The organism is Enterococcus sp. C102(2024), from assembly GCF_040888205.1.
GTDB classification, from domain to species: Bacteria; Bacillota; Bacilli; order Lactobacillales; family Enterococcaceae; genus Enterococcus; species Enterococcus faecalis.
In genome coordinates, this window is the sequence record NZ_JBFOHH010000007.1 from 144,592 (window position 1) to 157,267 (window position 12,676).

A 12,676-nucleotide genomic window follows, 5' to 3' on the forward strand; every position below is an offset into this window, starting at 1 on the left:
ACTTTCTTTCAAGCAGTCACATCCTTTCTTTAATTACTTGGGTAAGATACCTTGCGATTTAGCAAAGTCTTGGTAATAGCTATTAGTGGTAAGTAAATCAGCGTGGGTGCCTTGACCAACAATCCTTCCTTCATCTAGGACGATAATATTGTCAGCGTTCATGATTGTACTTAACCGTTGAGCAACAATGAGTAAAGTTTTGTCCGCCATTTGTGCATGTAAAGCGGCACGTAGAGCGGCGTCAGTTTTGTAATCTAATGCGGAAAAGCTGTCATCGAAAATATAAACGTCTGCCGGTTTGATTAAGGCTCGTGCAATACACATTCTTTGTTTTTGACCACCAGAATAGTTGGACCCGCCTTGTGCTACGAAACTTTCAATCCCTTGTGGTAAGGAATCGATAAATTCAGAAGATTGTGAAATTTCTAGTGCCGTTCTTATTTCTTCTGTAGTTGCTTTGGCATTTCCCATTAATAAGTTTGATAAGATTGTCCCACTGAAAAGAAAGGCTTTTTGTGGCACATAACTGATGATTTGGCGAATCGTTTGCTGAGATAATGAGCGGATATCTGTGCCAGAATAGCTAATCGTGCCGGCTGTGACATCATTTATTCGTAAAAGTAACTTAACTAAAGTACTTTTACCAGCGCCAGTTGCACCAACAATCGCCGTTGTTTTTCCTTTAGGGATGACAAAACTAACATTTTCTAAAACAGGATCAGCTGTTTCTGTGTATTGAAACGTGACGTGATCGAAGCAAATCAAGGCTTTCTCAGGATGATAAGCAATGGTTGCTTCAGTATGAGGATCGCTAATTTCAATTTCTTCTGACAAAACTTCTTGCAAGCGATTCAAGGAAGCAACGGACCGTGGAATGACAACTAATACCATAGCCGCGATCATTAAGTAGGCCAAAGTTAGAAGGGTATATTCAATCACAGCTGTAACGGTGCCAATTTGTAGGGTGCCTACTGCAACTAAATTACCGCCAAACCACAAAATAGAGGCGTACACAACGCCCATTAATAAAAAGGCAACGGGAGTAATCCAAGCAAAGATTCGATTCACTTTACTCATGCGTTCAGCATAATTTTTAAATGTTTGATTGGTTCGCTGCTCTTCAAAGTCTTGATTATTGAACGCACGAATCATATTAATTCCAGTAAAGAACTCTCGTAAAGTCGTAGTAATTCGATCCATTTTTGGTTGAATTTTTAAAGATAAAGGGGTACCTTTTTTCATTAAAAAATAAACAACGACTAAGTAAAATACGATGGAAGCCAATGTTACCCAAGCGAGTGAAACTGAATAAGAAAATGTCATCACTAAGGCAAATAAACTAATAATAGGCGCTGGAAAGATTAATTGGCAAAACAGCACAATCATTGTTTGAACATTATCTACATCGTTGGTCATTCTAGTTAGCAAAGAATTTGAACCAAATTTATCAACATTTTTCATCGAGAATTGTTGAAATTTTTTAAAGAACAATCCTCTAACTTGAAAACCAAACTTAGCAGCTACTAAAGCAGACAAATAGCTAGAAATAATTGCGGCAATTGTTCCAATGAATGCCACAAGAAACATTTGTATGCCAATCGTTTTAATTACTTGTTGGTCACCGCTAACGATGCCCACATCAATCAACTTGCCAACTAATTTAGGGACGCCAAGGGTTCCTGCGATTTGCAAACAGATGGTTAAAGTTGTCGCAAGAACAATCCATTTATTTTCTTTAATAAACTCTTTCATTAATTTCATGAAATTTCCTCCTTAAACAATACCGTTTTAGCTGTTACAAAGAGTCATTGTACACGTTCAAGTAACTTGAATGTCAACAGTAGAAATGCTAAACTTTTTGATGGAGGGAACAGGATGGAAAAAAATTACACAATAAAAGATGTTTCTGAGTTGTTAAATATCCCTAAGTCCACGATTCGTTATTGGGACGAGCAAGGGTTGATTAGTACCACACGCAATGAAGAAAACGGATATCGAACGTTTGATTTAGAAGATTTGTTCAAAATATATGATATTGATTTTTATCGAAAAATGGGGATTCCTATCAAAGATATGTTGAATTTGTATAAAAAGACACCTACCGATCTCTATGCCACCATGGAAGCAACAGAAGAACAACTGGGGCAAGAAATAAAAAGGCTTCAACATAAATACAAAGAAATTAAGAAAAGAAAATTACATTTACATGCGTTAATTGATTTAGAAACATTGGTTTTTTCAGATGAACCAATTCCTTTTGATAAAATTGTTGTTGTTGATATTGAGGATCCAGAAGAGATGAAAGTTTATATGGAACACATTTCAACTTTAGGTATTTACGGGGATTTAAGTGAATCCAATGAACTGACGTATGGGATTTGTTTGGCAAATCATGTGAATAAAAAAAGTTTAGATAAAGTGATTTGGCTCAAAGAATCAAGTAGCCAATACAAAGGCTTTATTTTAAAAGTCAATACACAAGATACCCGTTTGAATAATATCGAAGAAGTAAAAAAGCGTTTAGCAAAACAAGGATTTGAAACAGGCATCGTTGTCGGGGAGCATATCTTGACACAACTAGAAGAGGAGAATCAATATATTGAATATTATTATGGTTGGATTGAAATTCTAGGGGAAAAGTGAAGTAATTGAAACAAAGAAGGAACTAGCAATAGCAAATGTAGCTAAGCTAGTTCCTTTTTTTATTTATAACAAGAAATCCAACATATTGTGTGTGCATAAAGGCAAATAGAAAAATAGTAGTGAAATAGCTAATAATAATAAAGAACCAGCTTGCATTAAAACTGCAAAAAAATATACCACAATTAAACGAATTGCTCTAGTGTTTTTACGGATAAAATTCAAAAATAGTCCTCCTCAAAAATAATTAGATAATATCCTTTGTGAAAATAACAAGTTCTCAGCTTTTATACAACAAATACGCACTAGTGAAATCGCTTTATGAGTGAGATTTATTCAATTATTTTTAAGGTTCTTAAGCAGTTGTTAAACAAATATCAGATAAACGTTTTCACAAAGAAAAGTCTATTTGACAAATTTTTACCTTAAAATGATACAAAATCTATAATTTGTTTCTCAAATCCTATAATTTGTTCCTTAAAAAGATATTATGAAAACGCTATTATATTTATGAAAGGAGCGAAACGAATGAAGAAGAAAAACGGTTTTTTTCAAAATGTATGGCGTTATAAGGCCTTAATCCTTATGGCGTTACCAGGATTTATCTGGTTTATATTTTTCTTCTATATACCAGTCTTAGCCAATGTGGTCGCATTTAAAGATTTTCATATTTCACCAGATGGTTTCTTAGCTAGTCTAAGAGAAAGTCCTTGGGTTGGTTTTGAAAACTTTAAATTTTTATTTGCGTCAAAAGATGCTTGGTTAATTACTAGAAATACCATTTTGTACAATGTCGTCTTTTTAGCCTTTAACTTATTCTTCGCGATTGCTTTTGCTATTATTATGAGTGAATTAAGAAATCGTCGCTTGGTTAAAGTTTATCACACGATGTCATTGCTACCATATTTCTTATCTTGGATGGTTATTAACTATTTTGTTTATGCCTTTTTAAGTCCAGATAAAGGGATTTTGAATCAATGGATTACTGGTAATGGCGGCACAATGATTAACTGGTATGCAGATCCACGTTGGTGGCCAGTAATTTTTGTCTTCCTAAATGTTTGGAAGAGTCTAGGCTACAACAGTATTATCTACTATGCTTCTGTGATGGGGATTGATCCGACATACTATGAAGCAGCGATGGTAGATGGTGCCAACAAATGGCAACAAATAAAAAATGTTACGATTCCACAAATTTTACCAATGATGTCTGTTTTATTAATTTTAAACATCGGCGGTATCTTCAGAGCAGACTTTGGTTTGTTCTACATCGTACCAAGAAACTCAGGTGCGCTTTACAACGTGACAAGTGTGTTAGATACCTATATTTACAATGGCTTAACGGCTACTGGTGATGTAGGCATGACGGCAGCTGCAGCGTTATATCAATCTGTCGTTGGGGCATGTTTGTTATTAATTGCGAATTTAGTTGTTCGTCGAATTGAACCAGATTCAGCACTATTTTAGGAGGAAGGATTATGAAAAAGAAAAAAGTCACTAGCGTTAACGTTCGATCCTTCAACCCGACAGCGAATTTGATTTTCAATATTGTCATTGCTATTTTTGCTATTTCCTGTGTGGTTCCGTTTTTCTTTGTTATTATGATTTCATTGACAAGTGAAGGATCATTAGCAGCAAACGGCTACCGGTTTTGGCCAAAAGAATTTTCATTGGAGGCCTATCGTTACATTTTCCAAGGGGCGATGAGTCAACGCATTATTCATGCCTTAGGGGTAACGGTCTTCATTACGGTGACAGGGACGATTGTCAATGCAACAATGACGTCATTATATGCCTATGTCATTTCTCGTTCAAACTTTCCATTTAAAAAATTCTTTACATTGTTTGCGTTAATTACAATGTTATTTTCACCAGGGATGGTTGCGAACTATTTAGTAATGACAAACTTATTGCAATTGAAAGATACAATTTGGGCGTTAATTTTGCCTTTAGCTTTAGGACCATTTAATATTTTAGTGATGCGAACGTTTTTCAAGAAAACCGTGCCTGACAGTATTATTGAATCGGCACGTATTGATGGCGCAAGTGAAATGCGCATTTTTGTCAGCATTGTGTTACCACTAGCCGTTCCAGGGATTGCCACAATTAGTTTATTTGCGGCTTTGGGTTATTGGAACGATTGGTTCAATGCGTTACTTTACATTCAAAAAGATACCTTGGTACCATTACAGTATTTATTGATGAAAATTCAAAACAACTTAGAGTTCTTATCAAGAAGTACGGATATGGGTGCAGCAGCACAAGAAGGCTTAGGCGTTCTACCAAGTGAATCGGCTCGAATGGCGATTGTTGTCTTATCTACGTTACCAATTGCGTTAACTTACCCATTCTTCCAAAAATATTTCGTGGGTGGTTTAACAATCGGCGGCGTGAAAGAATAAAATTGTACAGGAGGAAATAAGGAATGAAAAAATGGCAAAAAGGATTAGCCGTAGCTGGCGCAGCAGCTTTAGCTGTAGGACTAAGCGCGTGCGGTAAATCTTCAAAAGATGCAGCGTCAAAAGGTGATGATAGTACACCAACGTTATTAATGTATCGTGTTGGGGACAAACCAGATAATTATGACCAATTAATCGATAATGCGAATAAAATTATCGAGAAAAAAATTGGGGCAAAATTAAAAATGGAATTTGTTGGTTGGGGCGATTGGGACCAAAAAATGTCAACAATCGTTGCTTCTGGTGAAAGCTATGATATTTCATTAGCACAAAATTATGCAACGAATGCACAAAAAGGCGCCTATGCTGATTTAACTGATTTAGCACCTAAATATGCAAAAGAAGCCTATGATCAATTACCAGATAACTATATTAAAGGAAATACGATCAATGGAAAACTGTATGCGTTCCCAATTTTAGGTAACTCTTACGGTCAACAAGTTTTAACTTTTAATAAAGAATATGTCGATAAATACAATTTAGATATTAGTAAAGTCGATGGTAGTTATGAAAGTGCAACGGAAGTTCTAAAAGAATTCCATAAAAAAGAACCAAATATTGCTGCTTTTGCTATCGGTCAAACATTCTTTGCAACAGGTAATTATGACTTCCCTATTGGTAACCAATATCCATTTGCAGTAAAAACAACTGATACTGGCTCACCAAAAATTATTAACCAATATGCCGACAAAGACATGATTAATAACTTAAAAGTCTTACATCAATGGTATAAAGATGGCTTGATTCCAACAGATGCTGCTACAAGTACAACACCATATGACTTAAATACCAATACTTGGTTCATGCGTCAAGAAACACAAGGACCTATGGATTATGGTGATACAATCTTAACACAAGCTGCTGGCAAACCACTTGTTTCTCGTCCACTAACAGAACCATTAAAAACAACAGCTCAAGCGCAAATGGCTAACTATGTTGTTGCAAACACGTCTAAAAACAAAGAAAAAGCTGTTGAATTGTTAGGTTTATTAAACAGCAATCCAGAATTGTTAAACGGACTTGTTTATGGTGAAGAAGGCAAACAATATGAAAAAGTTGGCGATGATCGTGTGAAATTGTTGAAAGATTACACACCAACAACTCATTTGAGTGCTTGGAACACAGGAAACAACTTAATCATTTGGCCAGAAGAATCTGTCACTGAAGACATGGTTAAAGAACGTGATAAGAGCATCGAAGAAGCAAAAGATTCACCAATTCTTGGTTTTACTTTTGTAAATGATAAAGTGAAAACTGAAATCACTAACGTTGCTACAGTTATGAACCGTTACGCAGCAAGCTTAAATACAGGAACTGTTGATCCAGAAGAAACACTTCCAAAATTAATGGATGACCTAAAAACAGCTGGCTGGGATAAAGTTCAAAAAGAAATGCAAACACAATTAGACGAATATATCCAATCTCAAAAATAATCACAGGAGGCTGAGGCATTAGCTGAGCGCTTTTGGCTCAGCCTTTTACATAATAGAAAGGAAGAGGAAGATGGAAAGTACAGGGATTCAACGGTTGTTTTACCTTTCCTGGACAGTAATCAAACTAAATTTACTGTTTGTTTTATTTAGTTTAGCTGGAGGGATTATTTTTGGTGTTGGTCCAGCACTCCAAATGATGACTGATTTCATTTTGGAAGAGGGCATGAATTATCAAGCAATTACCGTTAAACGAGCATTTGAATCATGGAAAGCACATTTTAAAAGAAGTAACTGTTATTTTCTACTTTTTCTCTTCACTTTAGGATTTGTTTTTTATAATATTTATTTAGCCGTTCAATTTACCGGAATAATGTGGTTAATTATTACATTTATTTTATTTTTTGTTTCCCTAATACTCGTTATTTTTTATATTTATATGCTACTATATGAAGGAAGCTATTTTATCTCAACTATTGATTTAATGAAGCTTTCATTTATCAGTATCTTTTTAAACCTCGGTGTATTTTTTAAAGTCTTATTCGGTGTAATTAGTATCGTTGCTTTAACCTGGAAAATGAAAGGACTGCTACTATTTGCTTCGTTTGCCTTAATTATGATGTGGTGTGCCTATGTCACGCGTAAAAATCGCCAGTTTATTGATGGAAAGTTGGAACAAAATGAAGCGAATCTTCAAAAAACTGTTTAAAAAAAAATATTTATTAAATCGATTAGTACAAAAATACAGTCTACTGTTAACAAGTATTATTTTGTTAACGGTGGCTGCTTTGTGCGTTTATGTTACTTATACAATTAACTTATCAATTGATTCACAAAAAAATAACGCCGTTTCCCAAATTGACAGCTATGTAACGAATAAAAATAATGCGGCGACGAATATGATTAATGAATTAGCTGGCTCTGCAAGTAAAATTGAAAACATGCGAAAATATATGGAACTTTCTCCTCCTGAGTACTTTGACTATACGTACAGCCAATGGTCGGAAGATCGGGTCAGTACCCACTTTGGAAATAATTTAAGTACATTATTTAGCACCTTTCCTGACTTAGAAGAAGTGATTATTCGCTTAGATGAATTTGATCAGGTTTTGTTCGCCAATCGCACAGCTACAAATGGGAAAAAAATGGATATGTCATCAATTAAAAAACATGGCTTTCAACTAATGCGAATTATCTCCGATCCTTATACAGGACAACCGTTGGGAGAATTGTACACTGTGTTTTCAAGTCAAGAGTTGCTAGGCAACCAAGCAGACTTATTGAAAAAATCAGGTATTAATGCGTTTATCTATGATAGTGCTGGGAATCAAATTTTTTCTGAAAAAGCACAATTTACCAAAGAAGAAGAGCGGCAACTAGATAAAAGAATGCACACCGATAGTGACATTCAACAGGTTTTTCATAATCGCTACGATATTACGGAAATAGAAAGCAGTGGTCGGAGTACCATTCTCTTATTAACAAGCCGCCGAGTCTTATTTCAGCAATTGTTTATGAATTATGCGGCCATTTTAGGGATTGGGTTACTTTTGATTGTTATTTTATTAGTGGGCTTAAACCGCCTGTTTAAACGCTATTCTCAACAAGTCCAATTAATTTTAGAAGCAACACGAGCCATTGGCGATGGCAATTTAAAAGAACGAATTGACACGAATCAAGTTCAGGAAGAATTGAATGATATTGCTTCTGCGATTAATTTTATGGTAGACAGTTTAGATCAATACATTCACGATATTTATACTTTAGAAATTAAGCAACGTGATGCCCACATGAGAGCGTTACAGTCGCAAATTAATCCTCATTTTCTTTATAATACATTGGAATATATTCGCATGTATGCCTTGAGTCGGCAACAAGAAGAACTAGCTGATGTTGTCTATGCTTTTTCAACGTTACTTAGGAATAATATTAACCAAGAAAAAACCACGACCTTGGCAGAGGAAATCTCATTTTGCGAAAAGTATGTGTATTTGTATCAAATGCGTTATCCCGACCAATTTGCCTATAAGTTCGAAATAGAAGAAACAATTGCTGATGTTGAAATTCCTAAGTTCATTATTCAGCCGCTTGTCGAAAATTATTTTGTGCATGGTATTGACTATCAACGACAAGACAATGCTATCAAGGTCCACGCCTACCGAGAAGATGAAAAAATTATTGTGGCTGTTGTGGATAATGGAAAAGGAATTACCGCCAATCGGTTAGAGGAAATTCGCGCACGTTTAAATCAAACAGAAATAGAAACGGAACAATCCATTGGGTTAAGAAATGTTCATGAACGTTTACAACGCTTTTTTGGGGAGAGTTATGGTTTAACCATTGAAGGGAAAGAAGGAGAAGGGACGACAATTCGTCTTTCGTTTGTAGCATAAGGGGTGAAAAGATGTATCGAGTGATGTTTGTTGATGATGAATATATGATTTTAGAAGGCTTAAAATGGATTATTCCTTGGCAAGAGTTAGGCTTTGAAATTGTTAAAACAGCACGTAGTGCGCAAGAAGCATTGGCTTTTTTAGAAACAGAATCCATTGATGTTTTATTAACAGATATTACGATGCCGGAAATGAGCGGGATCGAATTAATTGAGCAAGCAAAGAAAAAAGGACATCAATTTATTAGTTTAATTTTATCAGGTTATCAAGAGTTTGATTACGTCAAAAAAGGCATGGCTTTGCAGGTCCAAGATTATCTTTTGAAACCAGTCAATAAACAAGAACTATTAGCCAATATCCAGAGAATTAAAACAGAATTGGACCAACAAAAAAAATCCCATGCCCGCGTGCGTCTATATCTAGAAAATGGCTTGATGCGTTGGCTTAATGATGAAATCAGCGAAGGGGAATACGAAGAGTTAATGCAGCAATTTGCGACTATAAAACCAGGTGATTTTACCGTTTTATTGGTTGAAGCTGAGATGCCATTTTTAGAAACAATCAAGGAACTATTTATGAAAAAAGGTCAACTGTTATTTATTGAAAGTTGGATGAGTACGTACCACCAATTGTTACTTATCTATAAAGGGGCCAGACAAGAAGCGTTCTTATTTATTCGTGAAATTGAAGCGATTCTAGCTGGTCAAGGTCAGATTTTTGTAGGGGAATCTGTCAATGAATGGGAAACGGTTTATGAAAGTTATGAGAAAGTAAAACAGTTGCAAGCAATTGAAACGTTTTATCAAGAATTTCTGCCAAATAATCAAAAAGAACAAATGAATCGTTCGGCAGAAGATTTTACTTTTCTAGCGTTTAACCAAGCCTTGATGATTGGGGATATGCAGACTATTCAACGGGAATTAGATGCTATTTTCAATCAGTTAAGTCAACAACACGCTACGCCAGAATATGTACGCTATGTAGTCTTCTTACTTTTTTCAGATATTTCCCGTCAGTATCCAACTGTGTTAGAAGAAAACTATGAAAAAATCGTGGAAGAAATTCGAGCCAGCAACAATCTTAATACACTGTATGCGTTAATGCAGCAAGTCTTAGCAGAAGTGAAAAATAAACCTAAAATAAAAAAATATTCAGAAAGTGTTAGCCAAGCTGTAGAAAGAATTGAACAAGGCTATTTAGAAGAATTAAACTTAAAAACGGTGGCGGATGAGCTTCATTTGAACCCTAGTTATTTAGGCCAAATTTTCAAAAAAGAAACCAAGCGGAGTTTTTCTCAATATTTGAATCAAGTGCGTACCAAGCATGCCCAAAAATTATTATTGTACACGGATGATACAATCAACGAAATTTCAGAAAAAGTAGGATTTAACAATACCAACTATTTTTCAAAAATGTTTAAAAAATTAAATGGAATTACGCCAAAAGAATTTCGAGAGCAATACCAATCAAATTACGCAGGTGTCGAAGAATAAAAAGAAAGATGTTCAATTTTTATGAACATCTTTCTTTTTATTATTTTTCCGTACTTAATGAAAACGGTCGTTCTGCTGTGTTTTGTGGATTCGGGACGATCCCTAATTGATAATCTAAAGTCCCGCCGTTTAATAGTTCTTGATGAGTAAAATAAGGCGCAGTATGTTTTTCTTGGTTTAACTGAATTTCATGAATAAATTGTTGTTGGACTTTGTTTGGTGATGTCTGAATGGTTAATTGTTTACCATTTGACAGTTTTACTTCCGCCGTCTGGACTAAAGGCATCCCGATTACATATTCACCAGTTCCTGGTGTGACGGGATAAAAGCCTAAGCTATTAAAAATATACCAAGCAGACATGCTGCCATTGTCTTCATCACCTGGATAGCCAGTTGGTGAAGCATCAAATGTTTGCATTAGTTGTTTTAAAAGTGGTTGAGCCATCTCTGGTTTGCCGATGTAGCTGAATAGAAACGGATAATGGAAACTTGGTTGATTTGAGATGGCTAATTGACCAAAATCAATTGCCGCCATTTCACTCATTTCATGAATTTCAAAACCATAGCCTTCAACGTTAAAGTTAGGCGCTTGATTGCAGAGCTGAATTAATTTTTTTTCGAAAGCTAACTCGCTACCATATAGCTTAATCAAACCTGCAAAATCTTGATAAACCGCAAAACTTGATTGCCAAGCACTTCCTTCGGCGTAATCTTTGCCCCAACGAATATCTAAAAAGTCAGGACGGAAATTGCCTTCAGTATCCTTTGCTTGCATAAAGCCAGTTTCAGGATTAAAAAGTTGTTGATAATTCAAGGCTTGTTGACGATAAAACGTTGCGGTCTCTGAATCATTCAATGTTTTTGCAACTTGCGAAATACAGAAATCGCTGTACGCATAGTCTAAGGTATGATTGACAGATTCATGATAGGTTGAAGGAACATAGCCATATTTTAGATAATCCAGAGTTCCTTGACGTCCATAATTTTCTCGTTCGCTTTGTTGTGTGGCGCCTTTTTTCATCGCTTCTAGGAACTGAGGCATCAAGTCAGGACGAATCTTTTTCACGGCGGCATCAGCAATGACAGCGTCAATCAAGGTGCCGGGCATTAAACCACGCTCATCTGGAGATAACCATTTTGGCAAGAAACCTGTTTCGTTGTAACTATTTAAAAAGCCTTCTAGCATCTCTTCGTATTTTTCTTGAGCAATTAGTGAGAACAATGGGTAAACCGTTTTATAAGTATCCCAAAAGCCATTATTGGTATATAGTACACCAGGACGAACCGTTTGCGAGAACGTATCATAATGAATCGGCTGCTGATTTTCGTCCAATTCATAAAAGGTTTGCGGAAATAGGAATGTTCGATACAGTGTATGATAAAACGTTTTAGTATGTTCAGGATTTTCATGCGTTACTTTAAGGCGATCGAAATAATTATGCCAATCTGCGATTCCTTGTTGCAGCATCTCAGTAGAACGCAAAGAGATTTCTCGCGCTAAATTTAACAGCGCTTGTTTTTCAGAAATAAATGAACTACTAAAATGAACAACTTGTTGAGCAATATTTCCAAAAGAAAGAAGGATTTTGCCATCTTCACCTGAAGAAGGGGCAAACCATTTGGTTAAAGGCTGTTCAAAATGAAGCACAAAATAAAAACTAAAATCTGGATCTTCACAACCAGAATAGTTGATGACTTTTACAGCCACTTGATGGTCATCTAATTGTTTTACTTGATAACGTCCAGGCAGAGTTAGTAGTAAGTGATTATCTGTTTGTTGATAATCAATGGTTAAGATACCACCATACATGCTTGGGATTAATTGAGAAGTTATTTGATAGCGTAATTGAGTTAAGTTAATTTCGACAGGAGAAAAAAGGCTTTCTTCTGGACGATAAGAACTTTGGGCATGGAATAAAGAAAGTTCCGACAATGAACCACTGACAGGGGTCATTAATAAATGGCTAAAATCACCCATCCAAGGACTTGGTTGATGCGTTACTCGATAGCCTTGAAATGTTCGATCTTCTGGATGAAACCACCAGCTGCCTTTTTGGTCAGTTGTTTGCGGGGCGTAAAAGTTCATCCCAAATGGCACGCCAGTATAGGGTAGACAATTTCCATTTGAAAAACTATGTTGGTTGGCAGTTCCGTGTCGCGTATCAATCGCTTGAATATTCATGAAAGTAGCTCCTTTGTTTTAAATGATATATCATATAGGCTGATTATAGCACAAAAAACGAGAAATGAAAGCGTATTTA

At 35.6% G+C, this 12,676-nt stretch carries 10 protein-coding genes; 7 read left to right on the forward strand and 3 right to left on the reverse strand.

The window, feature by feature from the left end; genetic code table 11:
* Positions 1 to 33: 33 nt before the first annotated feature.
* The gene (locus AB3I34_RS12990; protein WP_010712639.1) at positions 34 to 1,761 is read right to left on the reverse strand and encodes an ABC transporter ATP-binding protein; all 1,728 of its coding nucleotides are present in this window, start codon (positions 1,759 to 1,761) and stop codon (positions 34 to 36) included.
* A 66-nt stretch (positions 1,762 to 1,827) separates the two neighbouring features.
* Here AB3I34_RS12990 and AB3I34_RS12995 point away from each other — a divergent pair, with 66 nt between their 5' ends.
* Positions 1,828 to 2,643 carry a MerR family transcriptional regulator gene (locus AB3I34_RS12995; protein WP_025187256.1) on the forward strand — a complete coding sequence of 272 codons (816 nt, stop codon included), beginning with the start codon at positions 1,828 to 1,830 and terminating at the stop codon, positions 2,641 to 2,643.
* Between the two features lie 63 nt (positions 2,644 to 2,706).
* Here AB3I34_RS12995 and AB3I34_RS13000 read toward each other — a convergent pair whose 3' ends face one another.
* Positions 2,707 to 2,865 (reverse strand): hypothetical protein, encoded by a 159-nt coding sequence (locus tag AB3I34_RS13000; RefSeq protein WP_002369010.1) that lies wholly within the window; start codon positions 2,863 to 2,865, stop codon positions 2,707 to 2,709.
* 285 nt (positions 2,866 to 3,150) lie between these two features.
* On the opposite strand from AB3I34_RS13000, the gene AB3I34_RS13005 reads away from it, so the two are divergent.
* From AB3I34_RS13005 to AB3I34_RS13030, 6 genes are all read left to right on the forward strand, one after another.
* Positions 3,151 to 4,107: a sugar ABC transporter permease gene (locus AB3I34_RS13005; RefSeq protein WP_002356852.1), complete on the forward strand. Its 957-nt coding sequence runs from the start codon at positions 3,151 to 3,153 to the stop codon at positions 4,105 to 4,107.
* A gap of 11 nt (positions 4,108 to 4,118) precedes the next feature.
* Positions 4,119 to 5,042, forward strand: coding sequence for a carbohydrate ABC transporter permease (locus AB3I34_RS13010; RefSeq protein WP_002359877.1), 924 nt, complete (start codon positions 4,119 to 4,121; stop codon positions 5,040 to 5,042).
* Between the two features lie 23 nt (positions 5,043 to 5,065).
* Complete coding sequence (locus AB3I34_RS13015; protein WP_002369012.1) at positions 5,066 to 6,532, forward strand: ABC transporter substrate-binding protein; 1,467 nt, start codon at positions 5,066 to 5,068, stop codon at positions 6,530 to 6,532.
* A 70-nt stretch (positions 6,533 to 6,602) separates the two neighbouring features.
* Positions 6,603 to 7,238, forward strand: a complete 636-nt coding sequence (locus tag AB3I34_RS13020) for a YesL family protein (protein WP_002362905.1) — start codon at positions 6,603 to 6,605, stop codon at positions 7,236 to 7,238.
* Positions 7,192 to 8,922, forward strand: a complete 1,731-nt coding sequence (locus tag AB3I34_RS13025; RefSeq protein ID WP_029656002.1) for a sensor histidine kinase — start codon at positions 7,192 to 7,194, stop codon at positions 8,920 to 8,922. The genes AB3I34_RS13020 and AB3I34_RS13025 overlap by 47 nt, the downstream gene beginning before the upstream one ends.
* Before the next feature lie 11 nt (positions 8,923 to 8,933).
* Complete coding sequence (locus AB3I34_RS13030; RefSeq protein WP_002359882.1) at positions 8,934 to 10,415, forward strand: response regulator transcription factor; 1,482 nt, start codon at positions 8,934 to 8,936, stop codon at positions 10,413 to 10,415.
* Positions 10,416 to 10,455: 40 nt separating this feature from the next.
* Here AB3I34_RS13030 and AB3I34_RS13035 read toward each other — a convergent pair whose 3' ends face one another.
* The gene (locus AB3I34_RS13035; protein WP_010712637.1) at positions 10,456 to 12,597 is read right to left on the reverse strand and encodes a GH92 family glycosyl hydrolase; all 2,142 of its coding nucleotides are present in this window, start codon (positions 12,595 to 12,597) and stop codon (positions 10,456 to 10,458) included.
* Positions 12,598 to 12,676: the final 79 nt, after the last annotated feature.